The sequence below is a fragment of the Curvibacter delicatus NBRC 14919 genome (genome assembly GCF_001592265.1).
Taxonomy (GTDB): domain Bacteria; phylum Pseudomonadota; class Gammaproteobacteria; order Burkholderiales; family Burkholderiaceae_C; genus Hylemonella; species Hylemonella delicata.
Genome location: NZ_BCWP01000008.1, coordinates 94,386 through 114,654, shown reverse-complemented (window position 1 = coordinate 114,654; position 20,269 = coordinate 94,386). Strand labels below are relative to the sequence as shown.

Sequence of the window (20,269 nt, the reverse complement as noted above, 5' to 3'; positions counted from 1 at the left end):
CCCTAGACCCGGCGACCAGGCGCCTGCCCATGGCCGTGCGCCCTGCGGCACCAGGGCGAAAACTTGCGCCATGTCATACGGCCGTCAAGCGGGCGGCACTAAGATGATTCCGATGTTTGGGTTCAGTCAAAGGAGAGTGTCATGCTGAAGAACAAGGTGGGTCTGGTCACGGGCGCGTCGTCGGGCATCGGCCGCGCGATTGCGCTGGTGTGGGCGCGCGAGGGCGCCAAGGTGGTGGTGTCGGACGTGGATACGACCGGCGGCGAGGAAACCGTGGCGCTGGTGCGGCTGCAGGGTGGCGATGCGATTTTTGTGGCGGCCGATGTGGGCAAACCGCAAGATAACGAGGCGCTGGTGGCCAAGGCAGTGGCGCACTACGGCCGGCTTGACATGGCCTGCAACAACGCCGGCATTGGCGGCCCGCAGGCGCCGCTGGCCGACTACCCGCTGGATGGCTGGGCGCAGGTGATCAACATCAACCTGTCGGGCGTGTTCTACGGCATGAAGTACCAGACCGCCGCCATGCTCAAGACCGGGGGCGGCGCCATCGTCAACATGGCGTCCATTCTGGGGGCGGTGGGTTTTTCCGGCTCGCCGGCCTATACCGCGGCCAAGCACGGCGTGCTGGGGCTGACCCAGACCGCCGCGCTGGACTACGGCCCGCAGGGCATTCGCGTGAACGCGGTGGGGCCGGGGTTCATCCACACGCCCATGATCGGCGCACTGGAGCAGAACGCCGCCGTGAACGCCATGCTGGTGGCGGCGCACCCCATCGGCCGCCTGGGCCGGCCGGAAGAGGTGGCCGAGCTGGTGGCCTGGTTGTGTTCGGACCGCGCGTCCTTCGTCACCGGTTCCTACTACCCGGTGGACGGCGGCTACCTGGCGCGCTGACGCCACAGACCCCTTGGCCGCGGGTGAGCGGCGGCTTGTTCCTACAATGGCTGGCATGAAGATGTCGCGTTGGATCGTCAAGGCCTGGCTGTCATGGTGGGTGTTGCCCGCGGGGCTGGTGGGCGCGCAGGGGGCAACCCCGGCGCCAGATCCCTGGCCGCAACAGCCGTTCTTGGGCATCGATTCAGCCGCCCATACCGATGAGGCTGGCTACATCGTGCTCACGCCGGACGAACGGCATGCGGTCACGGCCTCTTATGACGGTACTTTGCGGGTGTGGGACGTCCAGACCGGCGAGCTGCGTCAGCGTTTCTTTTTTCCCAAAACGTCGGCCAACGGCGCACGTTTGCGCGGGCTGGCCATGGCGCCGGACGGGCAGCGTGTGGCGGTGACGGGGTACGACCTGCGCCACATCATCATGATCCTGTCTTTGCAGACCGGGCGGGTGGAGCGGGTGATCCAGGCGCCTGAAGACACGGCGTCGTTGGCCTGGTCGCCGGACGGTCGTTTTCTGGCGGCGGGCAAACCGCGCGGGGTGTCGGCGCGTGGCATTCGTATCTACAACGTGGACAACGGCGCCGAGGTGTTTCGCGATACGGACTATGACGAATCCGACGTGACCGGCCTGGCGTTTCGCGCAGATGGCACCTTGTTTGCCGCCACCTCCAGTGGCCGGCGCAACAGCACCGTCAAGCTCTACCGGCCCGAGCGCGGGACGTGGCACCTGGCGGCCAGCAAGGTGCCGCGCTGGGGAGACGCCAGCAGCCGCTGGGACGCGGCTGGCAAAACGATTCTGGTAGGAGCGCGCACCCGGCTGGATGGCGAGACTTTGAATGAGCTGCCGCACGACCCCGACCGGCGCGGCACCCCGAGTTCCATGGGGTTCTCGCGCCTGGCGCAGTCGCCCGATGGCAAGTATTTTTTTGGCGCGACCTGGTCGTTCCATCACGCGCACGGTTTCATGCGCCGTTGGAGCGGCGGCGGGCGCAGCGACAGTTTTGTGCAGTTGCAATTGCCCGATCCTCGGGTGGCCGATCTGGCCGTGACGCGCAAGGGTGAGGTGGTGTATGTGTCCGACCGCGGTGCGGTGGGTCTGGTGGGCGGCGATTTCAAGCTGGCCTGGCGGGTGGCGCACGACACGCCCAACCTGGAAAACCGACCGCAGGCCTTGAAGGTCACCGATGCGGGTTGGGTGGCCTTGCCGGTGGCCACGGCTGAGGGCGACCGTGAGGTGGCCTTCAACCTGGCCTCGCCGGAATTCGCGCCGTTGTCACGTGTGCGCGAGCGCTGGAATGCCCCCGCCACCAGTGGGCGCGGCGTGAAGGTGCTGGCTTGGGAGGGCACCCGTGATGGCACGGTGAACGATGTCCGACTGCCTTTGAAGGGCAGCAACGAACGCTCTTTGTGCGTGGCCGTGCATTCCACCGATGGCACGGTGGCGGTGGGCAGCAACCGCGAACGTTTGTACCGGGTGTCGGCCAAGGGGGAGCGCCTGTGGGTGACCTACCTCGGTTCAGACGTGACGGCAGTGAACCTGATCGAGCCGCGAGATCTGGTGGTGGCCACCACGTCCAACGGCATGTTGTGGCTGTTCCGCTGGTCGACCGGTGCGCCGGTGATGGCCTATTACCTGCAGCCGTTGAGCCGGCGCTGGCTGGCCATCAGCAGCCAGGGCTATTACGAGGCCAGCACCGGTGCCGAAGACCTGGCCGGCTGGATCGTCAACCCCAGCGACAACCGTGTGGCCGATTTCATGCCCATGTCGCGTTTGCGCTCCACGTTGCTGCTCAGCGGCCTGGGCCGCCAGGCCTGGGAGAGCGGCAAAGAGGACGAGGCCATTCGCCTCTTGCTGGCCCAGCGCAGTACGGCGCAGGGTGATGCGGCATCGCCCAAGGCTGCGCCGGCGACCCGCCCGGACGCTCGCCCGAGTGTCCCGCCGCCGGTGGTGGCGGCCAGCCCCCGGCCCGCACCGCCTGCTGCGGCGCCGACGCAAGATAACGACGACGAGGCTGATGCCGTCAGCGCGTCCGAAGCGGGCGCCCCGCTCATTGCGGCTTCGGCCGTGCGCCTGGAGGCCTTGCCGCCACGCATCGAGGTGATCTCACCCGGTTTCGAGTTCAGCTCCGAGAAGCGGCAGGTGCGTGTGCGCTTCAAGGCCGTGTCGGCCGCGCAGGCGCCGGTCACGCATCTGCGCACCACGGTGGTCTCGGCTTCGGCCACCAGCAAGCGTGAGGAGGCGACCACCATGGCCGCAGGGGACGAGCGGGAGTTGGTGATCGATGTACCGGCCGAGGATGCCGAGATCCGTCTGGTGGCGGAGAACCGCTACGGCGCGTCGGTGCCCACGCTGATCCGTATGAACTACACCGGCCCCCGCCAACAGCTGGGCAAGGGCAATCTGTTCCTGCTGGCAGCGGGGGTGTCGCGTTATGACAATACGGCCTTCAACTTGGGTTTGCCGTCCAAGGATGCACGTGATTTTGTGGCGACCCTGCAGGGCCAGCGCGGCGCCAGGTACAACGAGGTGTATGTCAAGCAGTTGCTGGACAAGGACGCCTCCAAGAAGGGGGTGGAAGCCGGGTTCCAATGGCTCAAGCAGAACGTGACGGCGCAGGACACGGTGATGGTGTTTTTTGCCGGTCACGGTTTGAACGAGGGGTCGGCCTATTACTTCATGACGCATGAGGCAGATCTGGACCGCCTGCCCCATACGGCGGTGCCGTTCAACACCATACGCGACACGCTGGCGGGCCTGCCGGGACGCGTGGTGATTTTTGTCGACACCTGTCATTCGGGCAATGTGATCGGCAAGACGCTGCCGCGTCGCGCCAGTGATGCCACGAACGCCATCAACGATCTGGCCAGTTCGGAAAACGGCTTGGTGGTGTTCGCGTCGTCCACGGGGGAGCAACTGTCGCAGGAGAACCCGGCCTGGGGCAACGGTGCTTTTACAAAGGCCGTGGTAGAGGGGCTGCGTGGGGCGGCCGATTTCAAGCAGCGCGGACGTGTGACCTACAAGGGGTTGGATGCCTATGTGGCCGACCGTGTGGACGAGCTGACCCGGGGCGAACAGACCCCGGTGACCCCGGTGCTGCAGGGGGTGCCCGACTTCACGCTGGCCGAACTGCGGCGCTGAAGGCGGTATGCGGCCCGCCTGTACGCGGCCGGGCCTGTGTCGTCTCTTTACACACTGAAACGCAAGTCACATCTGGGTGGTCGGCCAAGCGGTCTGGCAGTCGTTGTAGGTAGCAGGGGCTTGTGACACGGCCCCGCTTGATCCCTGAAAGGAAATGCGATGAAAGCCAAAACGTCCGTCAAAACCCTTGCCGCGTTTGCATGCGCAGCCGCGCTGACACTGGGTGCCAGCGGCGCGGCGCACGCGCACGGCGACAACATCTACTGGTCCATCGGCGTGGCCTCGCCCGGTGTGCAGGTGGGTGTGGCCAGCGCACCGCCGGTGGTGGCCTACCCGCCCGTGGTGTACATGCCACCACCGCGCCCGGTGGTCTACATGCCGCCGGCCCCGGTGTACTACGGCCCGCCGCCCGGCTGGCGCCATCACCACCACCGTGGCTGGGACCGTGGCTACGCCTATGGTGGGCGCGAAGGCCGCTGGGAAGGGCGCCGCGGCTGGGACCGCGATTGAGCGCGTGACCGAGCCCCGCGGGCCAGGGTTGGCCCAATAAAAAAGCCCGCAGGAAAGGAGCACCTGCGGGCTTAAGACCAGACCCTGATAAAGCATGGCCGAGGAGACAAACCGGCACCACCCCGAGGAGTGGGCCACCGGGCAGTTCGCCAAAACCGGGCCCGATGTTTTTATTAACGGCAGCTGGCGCGAAGACTTGAGGCCGCGCTTGAAAAACGTGAGGCCTGGCTTGCTTACATGGCCTTGAACAGGTGCGCGTAGAGCCGGCTCACGGCCAGCCGCGCCGTGCTGCCGCGCAGGCGCAGCCAGAGCTTGCCGGCTTCGTCGCGCGCCACGGCTTCAATGGCAGCCGCGCGCACCACGGTGCCGCGGTGCACCTGCCAGAAGGCCTGCGGGTCGAGCTGCGGCAGCAACTCCTTGAGCGGGGTGCGTAGCAGGTACTCGTGCTCGGCCGTGAGCACGCGCACGTACTTGTCGGCGGCTTCAAAGTACAGCACCTCGTCCACCGGCACCATGCGGATGGCCGTGCCCACGCTGGCCTGCAGCAGGCGCAGCGGTGCCGCGGGTACCGGTGCGGTGCCCGCCTGCGCGCCAAGCAGGTGGCGCAGCTGTGCCAGCGTTGCTTCAAAATTCATAGCGGCTGGCGCATGGTTGGCAAGGGCCAACTGCACTTTGGCCACGGTTTTCTGCAGCCGCTCGGGTTGCACCGGCTTGAGCAGGTAGTCCACCGCCTGCGCTTCGAAGGCCTGCACGGCGTACTGGTCGTAGGCGGTGACGAACACCAGCGCCGGAAAAGGCTTGGTCTGCGGCCCATCTTGCGGCCAGGCATCGGCCAGCGCAGCGGCGGCTTCCAGCCCGCTGAGGGCCGGCATGCGGATGTCGAAGAACAAGACGTCGGGTTGCTGTGCCAGCGCTTGTGCCACCGCCGCTTCGCCGTTGCCGGCCACCCCCAGCACCTGCAGCGCCGGCCAGGCGCGCGCCAGCTCGGCCTGCAGGGCCTGGGCCAGCAGCGGTTCGTCTTCGGCAATCAGGGCGGTGGGGTGGTTGCTCATGGTTTGCAAGGAAATGTGATGGTAGCCCTTGTTCCGCCTTCGCCACCAGCTACAAAATTCAGAGCAGCCTGCGCGCCGTACTCGGTGGCCAGCCGTTCGCGCACCTGCGCCAGGCCGAAGCCGGTGCCGTCGGAGCTGCCTTGGCTGGCGTCCAGGCCCAGGCCGGTGTCGATGACCTCCAGCACCAGCTGCGCGCCGTCGCGCCGCGCCTGCACGGTGATGCTGCCGCCCTCCACCTTGGGCTCCAGCCCGTGCGCGATGCTGTTTTCCACCAGCGGCTGCAGCAGCAGCGCCGGCACCGGGCAGGTGGCCAGTTCGGGTGGCAGGTCCAGCGTGTAGTGCAGGCGCGGGCCCATGCGCACGGCCATGAGTTCCAGGTAGTCCTGCAGGCGCTCGAACTCGGCCGCCAGCGGGTGCGTGCCCTGGCGCGAGGCACTGAGCGTGGCGCGCAGGTAGGCAATCATGCGGTCGAGCATGGCGGTGGCGCGCGGCGGGTCGGTGGTGATGAGCGCGCGCAGGTTGGCCAGGGTGTTGAACAGCATGTGCGGCTCGAGCTGCGTTTCCAGCAGGCGCAGACGCGCTTCGTCAGCCTGGCGGCTGGTCTCGTCCATCTTGCGTTCGAGGTAGGCGCTCTTGTGGCTGCTGTAGAAGTAGTAGGTGCCTGCGATGCCGGCCAGCGCGGTGATGAGGATGGAACTGCGTGTGAGGTTCTCGCGCACGCCGATGTCGGACTGCTGCCAGCCGAACAGGAAGCACAGGCGGTCAGCAATGCCGCTGCCCAGCAGGTAGCCGACGGCGATGCCGCCCACCACCAGCGCGATGCCTGGCCAGCCGTGGGGCCAGCCGGTCTCGGCGCTGGAGGGGAAGAATTCGCGCCCGAGGTCAATGATGGCCCAGGTGATGGAGGCGATGAACAGCGAGTAGACCACCGGCGGGCCGTAAGGCCGCTCGGGCATGAAGGTGTATTGCAGGGTGGCCACGACCAGCGCGAAGGCCAGCACCTGCAGGTAGGTGCGGAGTTTTTCGAACCAGTCGATCTTCATGGCGGGCCGTTCAGCGCCGGTCGGTCGTGCCTTGCAGGCGTTCGCGCTCTTTCTGCACCATGCGCTCGCGCAGGCCGCTTCCTTTGCCCAGCAGGAAGACAGAAAGGCCATGCAGTGCCAGCCCGATGCCCCAGCCCAGCAGCGGTGCCACCGACCAGGGCCGCGTGCCAAAGGCGTAACGGGAGATGGCAAAAAGAAACAGGTTCACCAGCACATACACCGCCGCATGGGCGTACCAGCCGAGCTTGGCACTGGCGCGTCGTTGCGCCAGGCGCTCGATTTCTTCAGGGGAGAGTGGTGAGGACATGCGCAACGATTCTAGGGCAGCAGGTGTTTTTGGAAGAAGCTGCTGATGTGCTGGTAGAGCGCGGGCAGCTCCGCCCGGTCGAAACCCGGCGGGTCGGCCAGCAGGCGCGCGACGCGGGGCGGCAGTTTGTCAGCTGGCGGCAGGGGCGCGAGCAGCGCGCCGTGGCCGCCAGTGGGTAGCAGGGCCAGCCGGGTGCAGCTGCTGCAGGCGGCCAGCACGGGGCCGCTGTGGAATTGCGGCAGCAGCCAGCGGTCTTGCCCGGCTTCGATCAGGGCCAGTGGCACGACCGGATGGGCCAGGCTGTCCAGGTCGAAGTCCACCGCGAAGGGCACGGCCGCGACGACGGCGCGGATGCGCGGGTCGGTGTGGCCGTAGAGAGTGTCGTCCTGCAGTTTGCGATGGATGATGAAGCGGGCAACGCTTTGCTTGAGACTGTCGGTCCAGCCGCCGGTGAGTTCGCTGGCCGCGCCGGTGCAGCCCACGAAGTCTTCGGCCAGGTGCGCGTCGCAATGCGCACGCAGGCGCGCGGGGGACCAGCGCCCGCCGGCCAGGGTGAGCGCGGTGTGGCCGCCGGCCGACATGCCGTAGACACCGACGCGCTGCAGGTCCAACAGCGGGGCGAAGCGCGGGTCGTGGCCCAGTGCGTCGATGGCGCGCGTGACTTCGAGCGGGCGCAGCTTCCAGCTTTCGGGGCCGATCTTGCTGAGGTCGCGCCAGTTGTCGCCGGCGTGTTCGGGCAGGGCCACGACAAAACCGGCGCCAGCCAGGTGCAGGGCCAGGTCGCTTTGCGACCAGGGTTCACCACCGGATCCGTGCGAGAGCACGATGAGGCGTCCGTTGCCGCGTTCGGGCACGCCTTGTGGCGCGACGGACAGCGTGAGTCGGGCGCGTTGCACAGGCTGGGCCGGGCTGCTGGAGGGGTAGAAGACGGTGACGGGGCCGTCACCTTCGCGGCCAGGCAGTTCGTCCAAGCCCACGGCGGCCTGGGTGGCCAGGCTGATGAGCGCGCCTGCGCCCAGGGCGGCCAAGCGCAGCAGAGGGAGCCAGAGGGTGTTTGTCATGGGGAGCCCCTTATTTACCACGGGTCGCGTCGGGTTGCCAGGCGTTGGCGTTCGCGCTCCACCAGGCGCTCATGCAGCTGGTGGCCGTGGGTGGACAGCAGCACGGCCAGGCCGTGGATGGCCAGGCCCAGGCCCCAGCCCAGGGCGGGGTAGACGGCCCACGAGCGTTCTCCGAGGCTGGACAGGCCGGCGAGCAGCAGGTTGACGAGGATGTAGATGCAGGCGTGGAAGTACCAGCCGAGCTTGACCTTGGCGTGGCGGTGGGCCAGGCGTTCGATCTCGTCGTGGCTCAGGGTGTTGGATGGTGTGTTCATGGTGGGTGGTTTCAGGCCTGGGTGGCAGGCGTCAACGTGGGGGCGGGGCTACGGTGGGCGGCCAGGACCAGGCGCAGCAGGCGCAGGGCGCGACCGGCGAACAGACCGGTGAACAGGCCATAGAGCATGGCGATGGGCAGGGCAAAGGCCAGCTCCTGCTGCAGCGCGGGGCGCAGCGCGAGGCCGACGCCGACACTGTATTTGGTGAGAAAGATGCCGAGGATCAGCAACATCGGTACCCAACTGCCAGGCAACTCAATCATGCGTCGGATGGCGTCGTAATGGGTGCCGCCCGTAGCGGGCAAGCGGGCCATGCAGGCGACGGCCAGCACAGTGCTGAGCAGCCAGCCGGCCAGCACGGGGACGGAGGTGCCCAAGGCCGAGATCGTGCCGTAGAACGACAGCGCGCCCATGGCCAGGGGCATGGCCAGCGTGCGGGTCGGACTGGTTTGGCGCGGGCGCGTCTGCGAGTAGCCCAGGATCAGCAGGCCGGCCAGCAAGGCCCAGACCCAGAAGGGTGTGCTGCCGAGGATGCCGGCCAGCATGCCGGGCCTGGCTGCGCCGGGCGATAGCAGGCCCAGCCACTCGCCCCAGAGCACCTGTCCCAGGTAGCGGCTGGGCAGCAGGGTGAAGCCGCCGGCCACCACGCAGGAGGCGACGTAGGTGATCTGCATGGTGCGGCGGTGGCCGGCGATGTTGCCGCGCGCCAGGTACCAGAAGGCGCCGAACAGGGCGACGAAGACGATCGGGATCAGCAGGTGGATGGGGCCGTAGCCGTAGATGTGCGGCAGGTTGTTGCCATGGATGAAGAGGGCCGAGACGGCGGTGGCGATCATCAGCGTGACCCAGGCATAGCCAAGGGCGCGGTGCAGGCGCGGGCGCTGGGTGCGGCCGCGGCGCGCCCACAGGGCAAAGGGGCCGATGACGGTGGCCGCCAGGGCGGCGCTGAGATGGATGGCGATGACGGGTGTCAGTTGCATGGTGTCCTCCAGGGGTGGGTTGAACCGTGGAGCGGACTGTGCGCGCACGGTGCCGGCGGTGCCAGCGCCGTGCGACGGAATGCAGCCGGCGCGGCGTGAAATGCCATGGGCCGGCGTGAACGGCGGCCAAGGGAGGGCAAGAAGGCGGCCAGGTTTGCCGCGTCTTTACATGGCGGATACCTGACTTGACGCGGGGACAGGGGCGCCCTTTCTACAATGGCCGCATGAAGAAAACATATCTCGTGGCAGGTGTGGCGGCGGCGGTGGTGCTGGGTGCGGCCGGCTGGTGGTGGTTTCAGCGCGGCGGCGCCGACGACGTGCAGTACCGCACCGGCAAGATCGAACGCGGGCCGCTGCAGGCGGCGGTGGCGGCCACCGGGGCGGTGAGCCCGGTGACGCAGGTGACGGTGGGTACCCAGGTGTCGGGCCAGATCAAGGAGATCCTGGCCGACTTCAATTCCGAGGTGAAGGCCGGCCAACTGATTGCCGTGATCGACCCCGAGACCTTTGAATACCGCGTGCGCTCGGCCCAGGCCGATGTGGACGCCGCGCGTGCCGTGGTGATGACAGCGCAGGCCAATGTGGCGGCCAGCAAGGCGCAGGTGTCGCGCGCGCAGACCGACCTGGCCGAGGCGCGCCGCACGCACGAGCGCAACCTGATGCTGGTGAGCAAGGAGTTCATCGCGCGCAGCGAGGCCGACAAGTCGAACGCGCTGGTCAACACCTCGCTGGAGGCGGTGAAAGCGGCCGAGGCGCAACTGGGCGTGACCGAGGCGCAGGTGAAGAGCGCACAGGCTTCCGTGGCGCAGCGCGACGCGGCGCTGGCGCAGGCCCGTATCGACCTGGCGCGCACGCGCATCACCTCGCCGGTGGACGGCATTGTGATCAAGCGCGCCATCGAGAAAGGCCAGACCGTGGCCGCCAGCCTGCAGTCGCCCGAGCTGTTCATCATTGCGCAGAACCTGCGCGAGATGCAGGTGGAGGCCGCCATTGACGAGGCCGACGTGGGCCGCATCCGCGGCGGGCAGAAGGCCAGCTTCACGGTGGACGCCTACCCCGGCCAGACCTTCGAGGGCCAGATCAGCCAGGTGCGCAAGGCCGCGACCAACGTGGCCAATGTGGTGACCTATGTGGCGGTGGTGACCTTTGCCAACAACGACGGCCGCCTGCTGCCCGGCATGACGGCCAATGTGCGGGTGGTGACGGATGTGCGCGAGAGCGCGCTGAAGGTGCCGAACTCGGCGCTGCGTGTGCGCATCACCGGCGTGGAGCCGGCACCGCAAGCGCAGGATGCTACTAAAAATGCAGCGGCTGGCGCAGCAGGGACGGGGGCTTCAGCCCCAAATGCTACCGAGAAACCGGCGGCCGCAGCCCCTGCGGCACCGGCGGCCGGCGGTCCCGCCACCGAGTTCCGCAACCGGCTGGTGAAGGAGCTGCAACTGGATGCGGCGCAGACCGAGAAGGTGGACGCCATCTATGCCGACGCACGGCCGAAGTTCATGCAGCTGCGCGACGTGCCGGAAGCCGAGCGTGCGAAGGCGCGCGAGCGCATCACGGCCGACATCCGCGCCCGCATCGGTGAGCTGCTGACGCCGGAGCAGAAGACCCGCTACGCCGCGCTGGTGATGGAGGCCGCGGGCCGCACCGTGACGCGTGGCCGCATCTACGTGATGGACGCCAGTGGCAACCCGAAGGCGCTGAATGTGCGCCTGGGCATCACCGACGGCACCAGCACCGAACTGCTGGTGCTGCCGAACTCGCCCGATGCGGCTGAGCTGAAGGAAGGCGCAACGGTGATCACTGGCACTGTAAGTGCCGGTTCCGCTCAAACGACGACGCGCCCGGCCACCACCGGCCCGCGCATGATGTTCTAGATATGGCTCTGATCGAAGCGCGTCAACTGACCAAGACCTACCGCATGGGCACTGCCAAGCAGCAGGCGGCGGGTGGCGGCATGACGGTGCATGCGCTGCAAGGCGTGTCGCTCGACATCGAGGAAGGTGACTTCGTGGCCATCATGGGGGCGTCGGGTTCCGGCAAGTCCACCTTGATGAACATCCTGGGGTGCCTGGACCTGCCCACCAGCGGCGAGTACCGGCTGGCGGGTGAAGAGGTGGAGGCGATGGCGTCCGACCAGTTGGCCTCGATCCGCAACCGGCGCATCGGTTTCGTGTTCCAGCAGTTCAACCTGTTGCCGCGCACCAGTGCGCTGGAGAACGTGGAGCTGCCGATGGTCTATGCCGGCGTGACGGCGGTGCAGCGGCGCGAGCGCGCGCTGGCCGCGTTGCAGCGGGTGGGGCTGGGTGAGCGTTGGCAGCACACGCCGTCGGAGCTGTCGGGCGGGCAGCAGCAGCGTGTGGCGATTGCGCGCGCGCTGGTGAACAACCCGCAACTGATCCTGGCCGATGAGCCGACCGGCGCGCTGGACAGCAAGACCAGCGAAGACATCATGCACCTGCTCAACGAGCTGAACCACCAAGGCATGACGGTGGTGATCGTGACGCACGAGCCCGACATCGCGACCTGGGCGCGGCGCAAGCTGGTGTTTCGCGATGGCCAGATCGTGGAGGACAGCCAACGCAGCCCGCTGGCCGAATGGCGCCAGACGGAAAAACATGCGCGCGTGGCCGGCACGGTGAGCGCGGCCGATGTGGGGCAACTGGCCGGGGCGGTGCAACCATGAACCTGCTTGCTGCTTTGCGCAGCGCCTGGCGCGCTCTGGCCGCCAACACGCTGCGCAGCATCCTGACCATGTTGGGCATCATCATCGGCGTGGCCGCGGTGATCACCATGATTGCCGTGGGCAACGGCGCCACGGCGCGTGTGCAGGCGCAGATGAAGGGGCTGGGCTCCAACATCATGCTTGTGCTGCCCGGCGGCGTGTCGCAGGCCGGTGTGCGCCTGGGCGCCCAGACGCGCCAGCGTCTGACGGAGGAAGACGCGCAGGCCATCGCTTTCGAGATTCCCGAGGTGCAGGTGGCGGCACCGACCTCGCGCACCAGCGGCCAGGTGGTAGCCGGTAACAGCAACTGGGGCACCACCATCTTCGGCGTGACCAACGACTACCTGGAGGCGCGCGACTGGGGCCTGGTGTCGGGCCGCTTGTTCGACCCCGCCGAGCTGGCCGGTTCGGCCAAGGTGGCCTGGATTGGCGCCACCGTGGCGCGCGAGCTGTTCGGCGAGCAGGACCCGGTGGACCAGATGGTGCGCGTGCGCGGTGTGCCGATGAAGATCATCGGCGTGCTGGCCACCAAGGGCCAGAATTCGATGGGACAGGACCAGGACGATGTGCTGATGATCCCCATCAGCACGCTGCGCAACCGCATCTGGGGTGGTGATGCCACCAGCCGGCTCAAGCGTGTAGGTTCGATCTCGGTGAAGATCCGCGAAGGCCAGAGCATGAAGGTGGCGGAAGAAGGCATCAAGGACCTACTGCGTCAGCGCTTCAAGGTGCAGGCCGGCGGCGAGGACCCGTTCATGGTGCGCAACCTGACGGAAATCCTGCAGGCGCAGGAAGAGGCCAGCCGCATCATGACGCTGCTGCTGGCGGCGGTGGCCGGCATCAGCCTGATCATCGGCGGCATCGGCATCATGAACATCATGCTGGTGAGCGTGACCGAGCGCACGCGCGAGATCGGCCTGCGCATGGCGGTGGGCGCACGCGGCAAGGACATCCTGGCGCAGTTCCTCATCGAAGCGGTCACGCTGTCACTCATCGGCGGCGCCATCGGCGTGCTGCTGGGCGCGGTATCGACCTGGGCGGTGGGCCGTTTTGCCGGCTGGCAGGTCAGCATGTCGATTGGCGCCATCCTGCTGGCGGCCGGCTTCTCGGCGCTGGTGGGCGTGTTCTTCGGCTTCTACCCGGCGCGACGCGCCTCCAAGCTGCTGCCGATTCAGGCGCTGCGCTACGAGTGATCGCCGTGTGAGACAGATGGGGCGGTATGGCCTGCCGGCATGGCCGCGGGCTCAGGTTTCTTCGGTTTGGGGCGGCGTTGCCGGTTTTTCCGGCGCCTCCTTGCCCCAGTCTTCCCAGCCCTCGCCAAAAAGTTCGACAGGGTGCTGAGTCCGGTCTGATCCATTGCCGCAGCGCATGGAGCTGGCGGGGCAATACAGATCGCACCCCCAGCAGATTCGCTCTGGGTTGGCCGGATTCGAGGGAAATTTCTTCACCATGGCAGATCGTTCAAGCGGCATCCATATGGGGCCGTTGCCAACATGCAGGCTACCGTCTTGAACGGCTCCAATCTACAGGATATGGTCTCAAAGTCAACACGCTCCGGCCGGGACAGCGAGCGGGCGCCGGCATCGGGTCTCCCGCAGCGATAATCCAGCATCTTTTTTCGGGAGTTTCCGTGGATATTGCGTTGCTGATCAAGGCCGCCCTCATGGGTGTGGTCGAGGGCCTGACCGAATTCCTGCCGATCTCGTCGACCGGCCACCTGATTCTGGCCGGCGCGCTGCTGGGCTTCGACGACGACAAGGCCAAGGTGTTCGACATCGCGATCCAGACCGGCGCCATCCTGGCGGTGATCCTGGTGTACTGGCAGAAGATCCGCGACACGCTGGTGGCGCTGCCGACGCAAAAGCAGGCACAGCAGTTCGCACTGAATGTGCTGATCGCCTTCGTGCCGGCGGTGCTGCTGGGCCTGCTGTTCGGCAAGGCCATCAAGGCGCACCTGTTCACGCCGGTGGTGGTGGCCAGCACCTTCATCATCGGCGGCTTCATCATCCTGTGGGCCGAGAAGCGCCAGGCCAATGCGGCCACGGCGCCGCGCATCCTCGACGTGGATGCGATGGGCTGGAAGGATGCGGTGAAGGTGGGGCTGGTGCAATGCCTGGCCATGGTGCCGGGTACCAGCCGTAGTGGTGCCACCATCATCGGCGGCATGTTGTTGGGCCTGTCGCGCAAGGCGGCCACCGATTTTTCGTTTTACCTCGCCATCCCCACGTTGATCGGCGCCGGTGCCTACAGCCTGTACAAGGAACGCGCGCTGCTGTCGATGGCCGATCTGCCGCTGTTCGGCGTCGGGCTGCTGCTCTCCTTCATCAGCGCCTGGCTGTGTGTGCGTTGGCTCTTGCGTTTCATCTCGACACACAACTTCAACGGCTTTGCCTGGTACCGCATCGTGTTCGGCATCGTGGTGCTGGCCACGGCCTGGACGGGTGTGGTGCAGTGGACTGCCTGAGGCCGTACTGACGCACAAAAAAGGCCGCTGCATGCGGCCTTTTTTGGGCTGGCAACTCGCCGAGCGAAATGGCGATCAGCTGAAAATTTCTTTGACCAGGGTAATGCTGGACTTGTAGAGGTACAGGACAAAAAGAATCAGATCAAGCACCAGCAGGGCATGGGCCATTGTTTCGATCGCCAGGTAGGTGAAGTGGCTGACGCCGCCCAGACTGACGATGGCGTCTGCCCCGATGTCCAAGGCGACCGCAATGGAGGCCAGGCAGACAAAGAGCAATGAGCCGAACAGCATGTGTTGCAGTTGTTCCTTGACCAGTTGGTTGTGGTTTGCCATGGCTGAAGAGACGAAGTAGTTGAATGCGGTGAAGGTTTGCTGGGGTCAGTGCCCGCTGTGCTTGAGCTCGCACACGCGCTGCAGGTTCAGCAGCGAGGCCTCGATGGCCGCGGCGGTGGCCACCGGTTGCTCCATCGGAAAGAGGTGTGAGCCGTCGAGCATCATGATGCGGCCCTTGGTGACCTTCTCGGTCATGGTCATGCCGACCTGGCGCATCTCCACCGAATGGCGACCGCCAATGAAGGCCACCGGGCACTTGAGCGGGTGGCGCTTGAGCAGCTTGTCCAGGTTGTCGGGGATGGTGTTGTAGATGGCGGTTTCCACCTCGCGGTCGAAGCTCAGCACGCGCTTGCCGTCCTCGTCGTGCATGCCGTGCTCCACGTAGTCGCGCAGCACCTGCGCGTCCCAGTGGGCGAAAGCCTTCTTGTGGCGGAAGTGTTCGAAGGCGGTGTCGGTGTCGGGCCAGCTGTTGCGCCGCTGGCGGCTCACGGCGCCGGGCGACACCGCGCCGATGATCTGCGTGGTCTTGGCCACGCTGACGCCGGTGGCACGCCAGCCGCCCAGGATGGGCGAGTCGATCAGCAGCACCGCTTGGGCCAGGTCGGGGTGGCGTGCGGCCGCCATCAGGCTCAGGAAACCACCGAGCGAGTGGCCGACCAGAAAGACCTGTTCGCCGGTTTTCTGCTGGTGCTCGGCCGCGAAGTCGGCCAGCTGCTGCACCAGGTGCGGCCAGTTGCTGGTGACCGGATAGCGCTCGTCATGGCCGAACTTGTCCACCGCCTTGACCTTGAAGCCGCGCCGGCGCAGTTCGCCGAAGAGCATGCGATAGGTGCTGGCCGGAAAGCTGTTGCCGTGCGAGAAGATGATGGTGGGCAGGTGATTGTTCATTTTTTGTCTCCCAATTTTTTCAGGACGTACAAGGCGTCCAGCGCTTCGCGCGGGCTCAGGGCGTCGGGGTCGATCTCGGCCAGGCGTGCCTCCACGGCGCTGGGGGTGCCCACGGCCTCGGCCGGTGGCGGAGCGAAGAGATCGACCTGGGCCTGCGACTCCGAGGCATTGGCCTCCAGGTTTTCCAGCGCATGGCGTGCGTGGTTGACCACGGCCGCCGGCATGCCGGCCAGGCGCGCCACCTGGATGCCGTAGCTGCGGCTGGCCGGGCCCGGCTGGATCTCGTGCAGGAAGACGATGTCGTGGCCCGACTCGGTGGCACTCACGTGCACGTTCACCGCGGCGTGGTGTTTGGCCGGGAACTCGGTGAGTTCGAAGTAATGGGTGGCGAACAGGGTGAAGGCCTGGGTCTTGTCGTGCAGTTGCGTGGCGATGGCACCGGCCAGCGCCAGGCCGTCGAAGGTGGAGGTGCCGCGGCCGATCTCGTCCATCAGCACCAGCGAGTTGGGGCTGGCGGCGTGCAGGATCTGCGCTGCTTCGGTCATCTCCAGCATGAAGGTGGACTGGGCGTTGGCCAGGTCGTCGGCGGCGCCGATGCGGGTGTAGATGGCGTCGATCGGCCCCAGGCGGCAGCTGGCGGCCGGCACGTAGGAGCCGATGGAGGCCAGCAGCACGATGAGCGCGACCTGCCGCATGTAGGTGGATTTACCGCCCATGTTGGGGCCGGTGATGATCTGCATGCGCTGCTTGACGCCCAGCCGGGTGTCGTTGGCGATGAAGGCGCCGCTGCTCGTCTCGGCCAGCCGCGCCTGCACCACCGGGTGCCGGCCCTGCACGATGTCGATGCAGGGTTCCGTGGCGAACTGGGGGGCGTTCCAGTCGAGCGTGAACGAGCGTTCGGCCAGCGTACACAGCACGTCCAGCGCGGCCAGCGCGCGCGCCGTGCGCGTGAGTGCGGGTACATGCGGCTGCAACTGGTCGAGCAGCTGTTCGTACAGCCACTTCTCGCGCGCCAGCGCGCGTTCCTGCGCACTCAGGGCCTTGTCTTCGAAGGCTTTCAGCTCGGGCGTGATGAAACGCTCGGCGTTTTTCAGCGTCTGGCGGCGGCGGTAGTCATCCGGCACCTTGTCGATCTGGCCCTGCGTGACCTCGATGTAGAAGCCGTGCACCTTGTTGAACTGCACGCGCAGGTTGGCGATGCCGGTGCGTGCGCGTTCGCGCGTTTCGAGGTCGAGCAGGAAACCGTCGCAGTTGGTCTGGATGGCGCGCAGTTCGTCCAGGTCGGCATCAAAGCCGTCATTGATGACGCCGCCGTCGCGCACCAGCGCGGCCGGTTCGGCCAGGATGGCACGCTGCAGCAGTTCGGCGCAGCCCTGCGGCGGCAGAAGGTGCTGGGAAATTTGAGCCAAAAGTGCCGTCTGGCCAGACAGGACGGGCGCGAGAAGCTCCGTTTTTTGTAGCGTCTGTTGCAGGGCCACCAGCTCGCGCGGGCGCACCTGGCGCAGTGCGATACGGGCCGTGATGCGCTCCACGTCGCTGCAGCCCTTGAGCTGTTCGCGCAGTTTCTGCCAGGGACCGGTGCGCAAGGCGGAAATCGCCTCCAGCCGCTGCTGCGCCGGCGCGCGGTCGCGTTGCGGCGCCAGCAGCCAGTTTTTCAGCAGGCGGCTGCCCATGCCGGTCATGCAGGTGTCGAGCAGCGAGAACAGGGTGGGCGCGTCCTCGCCGCGCAGGGTCTGCACCAGCTCCAGGTTGCGCCGCGTGGTCTGCGGCAGGTCGATCAACTGGTCGTTGCGTTGCACCCGCACGCCGTGCACGTGGGTCAGCGCGCGGCCCTGGGTGTGTTCGGCATAGGCCAGCAGCGCGGCGGCAGCGGCATGGGCCAGGGGCAGGTCGTCGGCGCTCCAGGAGGCCAGGCTGGCCGCGCCCAGCAGCTCCAGCAGCTTGGCCTGGCCCAGGGTGGCATCGAACTGCCACTCGGGGCGCAGGCTCAGGGAGACGGGGCTGGCCTGGCGCAGGGCCTGCAGCCGCTGCTCGAAGGCGGGCGTGACGCCGGCGCTGTAGATGAGTTCGCCCGGCGCGATGCGGGCGATCCATTCCTCCAGCGCGTCGGGGCTGCATTCGGCCAGGAACACCTCGCCCTGCGTGACGCTGAGCCAGGCTAGGCCGCAGCCGTGGCGCGGCCCCTGGTGCACCGAGAGCAGGAAGGATTCGGACTTGTCGCTCAACAGGGCGCTGTCGGTCAGTGTGCCGGGCGTGACCACACGCACCACTTTGCGCTCTACCGGGCCTTTGGATGCACCAACTTCGCCCACCTGCTCGCAGATGGCGACCGATTCGCCCAGCTTGATGAGGCGGGCGAGGTAGGTCTCGACCGAGTGGAAGGGGACGCCAGCCATGATGACCGGCTTGCCGGCCGACTGGCCGCGCTGGGTGAGGGTGATGTCGAGCAGGCGGGCGGCGCGCTCGGCGTCTTCGTAGAAGAGCTCGTAGAAGTCGCCCATGCGGTAGAACACCAGCGTCTGGGGGTACCCGGCCTTGATGGCCAGGTACTGCTGCATCATGGGGGTGTGACTTTCGAGTTCTTTCATCCCTTCAGATGGAAGCTTGCTTACACCGCCATGATCGTCTTTTTTCTTTGTCATTCAATTACTTGTCGAGACCCTGCCGTCGTCGCTCACCTTCACTTACCGTCAATTGACCTCATCTGTCAGCAGCAGTGACGGGGACCAGATGGGGACGATTGTCTCTGACTGCCGGCTGTGATAGATTTTAATCCCCATTAAAATAATAAAGTCAATAAAATCAAAGACTTGGCTCAAAAAATCAGTCCCCAACCCAGCCTGCAGTCGATCTGAGTTTCATAGGCCATGCAGAAAGACCAAGAAACCTTCGTATCCGAACCCTCGGGTGTCCCACCCAGCCAGCACAAGGACAAGGATCGCAGCCCATCTTGGCGGGCAGAGTTGAACGACAACTACTGCAAGCTCAGGCGGCTGGAGCTGCCCCCTACCGGTTACGACGAAAAGGGCAAATTGGTCTTCGCGGCAAAGCCTGTCGCATCTTCGCAACCCTACATCTTATGGGACGTCTCCCGAGACGCTCCGCCCGGTTTTGGACTGAAGGTGGGCAGGAAGAAGGTCTACATCCTGCGCCGCAAGGTCATGGGCAGGTCGATGCTCGCCACCGTTGGTAACTTCGCTGACTTCAATCGCATCCAAGACGCCCGAGCAAAAGCGGCGGAGCTGGCCCGAGCGATGATCGAAACGGGCCAGAACCCCAACACTCTGGCTCGGCAGATCAATGCTGCTGAGGTAACACTGCGCCAAGTGATGGCCGCTTATCGTGAGCACTGGACCACGCGGACACAAAAGCCAGCTAGATCCGAGTCCCTAAGGGTCTTTGATCGAGTGGCACGCCGGCACGAGGCTTGGGGCTGGGCCGATCGAAAGGTGAGAGAGATCGACGACAAAGAGATCGCCAAGAAATTCTTGGAGACCCACAAGGCGACCCCGACTGCAACGGAGCAGGCCTTCCAGTGGCCTGCCCGGGCGATCGACTGGTTCATCGAGAACGAGAAAATTAGGGCTGAGGCGCAGGATCGCGAGCCCGCGCTCAAGGGCAATCCGTTCAAGACCCTGGCTCTCAACCGCTTCTACCGAACCAAAGAACAAATCGAGCAGGAGCGTCAGGAGAAAGGCAAGCGAAATCCCCTTCGACCCTCTGCGGACTTAGGGCCATTTCTCGAAGCGTGCTGGTCTAAGCGCCTTGTGAATGACAACATGACCGGCATCCACTACTTGATGCTCATGCTGCTTTGGGGGTGCCGCAAGAGCGAGCATGCGTGCCTTGTGTGGGGTGAGTTGCTGGATGAGATTGGCGAGACTGGTAAAGGGAGGAGCACAACCAGCCATGTCTGGCTCAAAGATCATCCGGATTGGGGGCCATACGTCTTTTTCTATAAGACAAAGAACGGCCGCTCTCATCGGTTGCCGATCACGCCGATGGTCTTGGAGTTGTTAAGGCAGCGCCAGCGCTGCGCTGCAGATGAGGTCATCCGCCGTGGCTTCCATGCAAAGTCCCGACCGTTCGTATTTCCTGCGCGCAGCAGGTTCTCGAAGACGGGGCATTACATGGACGCGACCGACCTGCTCGACGACCTGCGCGAAGAGATTGGCTTGGAAAAGCTCAACCGGCACGACCTGCGCCGCTCTTTCGGCGCGGTGATGACTTCGCTGGGCATCGACGAGGTGATCAAAAGTCGTTTCCTCAACCATGCCCGCGCAAACGTGACGGATACCTATACGCAAGCAGAGTGGCAGTTGCTGCGGGAATCGATGATGAAGATCGAACAAGCGATCCTCTCCAAAGCTCCGAACGTGTACAACGCCCTCAAGCCAGCGGATTGGCCGCCACTTCCTGCGCCCGCACCGCATGTCTGCCGTCCACCGAAACCCCGAACGGGACGACCGCGCAAGATCGGCAATCCTCAGTGATGATGCTGAGACTGATGGTCCCGATTAATCACCCCTCCGACTCAGGGCTCGGAGTGCGCCTATCATTTACATCGT

18 protein-coding genes are annotated in these 20,269 nt (G+C 66.0%); 8 read left to right on the top strand and 10 right to left on the bottom strand.

Features of this window, described 5'->3' with window-relative positions; genetic code table 11:
• The first annotated feature begins 141 nt into the window (after positions 1 to 141).
• The 3 genes from CDE01S_RS05985 to CDE01S_RS05975 all read left to right on the top strand — a co-directional run bounded on the left by CDE01S_RS05985 (position 142) and on the right by CDE01S_RS05975 (position 4,537).
• The gene (locus tag CDE01S_RS05985) at positions 142 to 891 is read left to right on the top strand and encodes an SDR family oxidoreductase (RefSeq protein WP_066704947.1); all 750 of its coding nucleotides are present in this window, start codon (positions 142 to 144) and stop codon (positions 889 to 891) included.
• 55 nt (positions 892 to 946) lie between these two features.
• Complete coding sequence (locus CDE01S_RS05980) at positions 947 to 4,027, top strand: caspase family protein (RefSeq protein ID WP_169802244.1); 3,081 nt, start codon at positions 947 to 949, stop codon at positions 4,025 to 4,027.
• A 159-nt stretch (positions 4,028 to 4,186) separates the two neighbouring features.
• Positions 4,187 to 4,537, top strand: a complete 351-nt coding sequence (locus CDE01S_RS05975) for a hypothetical protein (RefSeq protein WP_066704943.1) — start codon at positions 4,187 to 4,189, stop codon at positions 4,535 to 4,537.
• 233 nt (positions 4,538 to 4,770) lie between these two features.
• Here the strand turns inward: CDE01S_RS05975 and CDE01S_RS05970 are convergent, their stop codons facing one another.
• From CDE01S_RS05970 to CDE01S_RS19235, 6 genes are read right to left on the bottom strand one after another with little or no spacing between them, the layout of a single operon-like run.
• Positions 4,771 to 5,589 (bottom strand): LytR/AlgR family response regulator transcription factor, encoded by an 819-nt coding sequence (locus CDE01S_RS05970; protein WP_066704941.1) that lies wholly within the window; start codon positions 5,587 to 5,589, stop codon positions 4,771 to 4,773.
• Positions 5,586 to 6,632 carry a sensor histidine kinase gene (locus CDE01S_RS05965; protein ID WP_066704939.1) on the bottom strand — a complete coding sequence of 349 codons (1,047 nt, stop codon included), beginning with the start codon at positions 6,630 to 6,632 and terminating at the stop codon, positions 5,586 to 5,588. Before CDE01S_RS05965 ends, CDE01S_RS05970 begins: the two co-directional genes overlap by 4 nt.
• Before the next feature lie 10 nt (positions 6,633 to 6,642).
• On the bottom strand, positions 6,643 to 6,939 hold the full coding sequence (locus CDE01S_RS05960; RefSeq protein WP_066704937.1) for a 2TM domain-containing protein: 297 nt from the start codon (positions 6,937 to 6,939) through the stop codon (positions 6,643 to 6,645).
• A gap of 11 nt (positions 6,940 to 6,950) precedes the next feature.
• Positions 6,951 to 8,000: an alpha/beta hydrolase family protein gene (locus tag CDE01S_RS05955; protein ID WP_245636117.1), complete on the bottom strand. Its 1,050-nt coding sequence runs from the start codon at positions 7,998 to 8,000 to the stop codon at positions 6,951 to 6,953.
• A 14-nt stretch (positions 8,001 to 8,014) separates the two neighbouring features.
• A complete protein-coding gene (locus CDE01S_RS05950; RefSeq protein ID WP_066704936.1) occupies positions 8,015 to 8,314 on the bottom strand; it encodes a 2TM domain-containing protein in 300 nt (99 codons plus the stop codon).
• Between the two features lie 11 nt (positions 8,315 to 8,325).
• Positions 8,326 to 9,294 carry a DUF6622 family protein gene (locus CDE01S_RS19235; protein ID WP_084382763.1) on the bottom strand — a complete coding sequence of 323 codons (969 nt, stop codon included), beginning with the start codon at positions 9,292 to 9,294 and terminating at the stop codon, positions 8,326 to 8,328.
• Between the two features lie 224 nt (positions 9,295 to 9,518).
• Here CDE01S_RS19235 and CDE01S_RS05940 point away from each other — a divergent pair, with 224 nt between their 5' ends.
• From CDE01S_RS05940 to CDE01S_RS05930, 3 genes are read left to right on the top strand one after another with little or no spacing between them, the layout of a single operon-like run.
• Positions 9,519 to 11,168 carry an efflux RND transporter periplasmic adaptor subunit gene (locus CDE01S_RS05940; RefSeq protein ID WP_066704935.1) on the top strand — a complete coding sequence of 550 codons (1,650 nt, stop codon included), beginning with the start codon at positions 9,519 to 9,521 and terminating at the stop codon, positions 11,166 to 11,168.
• Positions 11,169 to 11,170: 2 nt separating this feature from the next.
• Positions 11,171 to 11,977, top strand: a complete 807-nt coding sequence (locus CDE01S_RS05935; protein ID WP_084382762.1) for an ABC transporter ATP-binding protein — start codon at positions 11,171 to 11,173, stop codon at positions 11,975 to 11,977.
• Positions 11,974 to 13,209 (top strand): ABC transporter permease, encoded by a 1,236-nt coding sequence (locus CDE01S_RS05930; protein WP_066704932.1) that lies wholly within the window; start codon positions 11,974 to 11,976, stop codon positions 13,207 to 13,209. Before CDE01S_RS05935 ends, CDE01S_RS05930 begins: the two co-directional genes overlap by 4 nt.
• 51 nt (positions 13,210 to 13,260) lie before the next feature.
• On the opposite strand, the gene CDE01S_RS18110 is transcribed toward CDE01S_RS05930, so the two are convergent.
• A complete protein-coding gene (locus tag CDE01S_RS18110) occupies positions 13,261 to 13,467 on the bottom strand; it encodes a DUF3079 domain-containing protein (RefSeq protein WP_084382761.1) in 207 nt (68 codons plus the stop codon).
• Between the two features lie 179 nt (positions 13,468 to 13,646).
• Between CDE01S_RS18110 and CDE01S_RS05925 the strand changes: the two genes are divergently transcribed.
• Positions 13,647 to 14,480, top strand: a complete 834-nt coding sequence (locus tag CDE01S_RS05925; protein ID WP_066704930.1) for an undecaprenyl-diphosphate phosphatase — start codon at positions 13,647 to 13,649, stop codon at positions 14,478 to 14,480.
• 75 nt (positions 14,481 to 14,555) lie between these two features.
• On the opposite strand, the gene CDE01S_RS05920 is transcribed toward CDE01S_RS05925, so the two are convergent.
• The 3 genes from CDE01S_RS05920 to mutS are packed head-to-tail and all read right to left on the bottom strand — an operon-like array spanning position 14,556 to position 18,289.
• A complete protein-coding gene (locus tag CDE01S_RS05920; protein WP_066704929.1) occupies positions 14,556 to 14,813 on the bottom strand; it encodes a hypothetical protein in 258 nt (85 codons plus the stop codon).
• Positions 14,814 to 14,858: 45 nt separating this feature from the next.
• Positions 14,859 to 15,689 carry an alpha/beta fold hydrolase gene (locus tag CDE01S_RS05915; protein ID WP_066704963.1) on the bottom strand — a complete coding sequence of 277 codons (831 nt, stop codon included), beginning with the start codon at positions 15,687 to 15,689 and terminating at the stop codon, positions 14,859 to 14,861.
• Between the two features lie 8 nt (positions 15,690 to 15,697).
• Positions 15,698 to 18,289 (bottom strand): DNA mismatch repair protein MutS, encoded by a 2,592-nt coding sequence (mutS, locus tag CDE01S_RS05910; RefSeq protein ID WP_066704927.1) that lies wholly within the window; start codon positions 18,287 to 18,289, stop codon positions 15,698 to 15,700.
• A 279-nt stretch (positions 18,290 to 18,568) separates the two neighbouring features.
• Between mutS and CDE01S_RS05905 the strand changes: the two genes are divergently transcribed.
• Positions 18,569 to 20,194, top strand: coding sequence for a tyrosine-type recombinase/integrase (locus tag CDE01S_RS05905; protein ID WP_066704925.1), 1,626 nt, complete (start codon positions 18,569 to 18,571; stop codon positions 20,192 to 20,194).
• The last annotated feature ends 75 nt before the right edge of the window (positions 20,195 to 20,269 follow it).

What these genes read in the sequence shown, in the direction of transcription:
- CDE01S_RS05930 (WP_066704932.1), top strand. Translation starts at nt 11,974, where the DNA reads ATGAACCTGCTTGCTGCTTTGCGCAGCGCCTGGCGCGCTCTGGCCGCC.
- CDE01S_RS05955 (WP_245636117.1), bottom strand. Translation starts at nt 8,000, where the DNA reads ATGACAAACACCCTCTGGCTCCCTCTGCTGCGCTTGGCCGCCCTGGGC.
- CDE01S_RS05935 (WP_084382762.1), top strand. Translation starts at nt 11,171, where the DNA reads ATGGCTCTGATCGAAGCGCGTCAACTGACCAAGACCTACCGCATGGGC.
- CDE01S_RS19235 (WP_084382763.1), bottom strand. Translation starts at nt 9,294, where the DNA reads ATGCAACTGACACCCGTCATCGCCATCCATCTCAGCGCCGCCCTGGCG.
- CDE01S_RS05965 (WP_066704939.1), bottom strand. Translation starts at nt 6,632, where the DNA reads ATGAAGATCGACTGGTTCGAAAAACTCCGCACCTACCTGCAGGTGCTG.
- CDE01S_RS05975 (WP_066704943.1), top strand. Translation starts at nt 4,187, where the DNA reads ATGAAAGCCAAAACGTCCGTCAAAACCCTTGCCGCGTTTGCATGCGCA.
- mutS (WP_066704927.1), bottom strand. Translation starts at nt 18,289, where the DNA reads ATGAAAGAACTCGAAAGTCACACCCCCATGATGCAGCAGTACCTGGCC.
- CDE01S_RS05970 (WP_066704941.1), bottom strand. Translation starts at nt 5,589, where the DNA reads ATGAGCAACCACCCCACCGCCCTGATTGCCGAAGACGAACCGCTGCTG.
- CDE01S_RS05960 (WP_066704937.1), bottom strand. Translation starts at nt 6,939, where the DNA reads ATGTCCTCACCACTCTCCCCTGAAGAAATCGAGCGCCTGGCGCAACGA.
- CDE01S_RS05920 (WP_066704929.1), bottom strand. Translation starts at nt 14,813, where the DNA reads ATGGCAAACCACAACCAACTGGTCAAGGAACAACTGCAACACATGCTG.
- CDE01S_RS05940 (WP_066704935.1), top strand. Translation starts at nt 9,519, where the DNA reads ATGAAGAAAACATATCTCGTGGCAGGTGTGGCGGCGGCGGTGGTGCTG.
- CDE01S_RS05950 (WP_066704936.1), bottom strand. Translation starts at nt 8,314, where the DNA reads ATGAACACACCATCCAACACCCTGAGCCACGACGAGATCGAACGCCTG.
- CDE01S_RS05985 (WP_066704947.1), top strand. Translation starts at nt 142, where the DNA reads ATGCTGAAGAACAAGGTGGGTCTGGTCACGGGCGCGTCGTCGGGCATC.
- CDE01S_RS18110 (WP_084382761.1), bottom strand. Translation starts at nt 13,467, where the DNA reads ATGGTGAAGAAATTTCCCTCGAATCCGGCCAACCCAGAGCGAATCTGC.
- CDE01S_RS05905 (WP_066704925.1), top strand. Translation starts at nt 18,569, where the DNA reads ATGCAGAAAGACCAAGAAACCTTCGTATCCGAACCCTCGGGTGTCCCA.
- CDE01S_RS05980 (WP_169802244.1), top strand. Translation starts at nt 947, where the DNA reads ATGAAGATGTCGCGTTGGATCGTCAAGGCCTGGCTGTCATGGTGGGTG.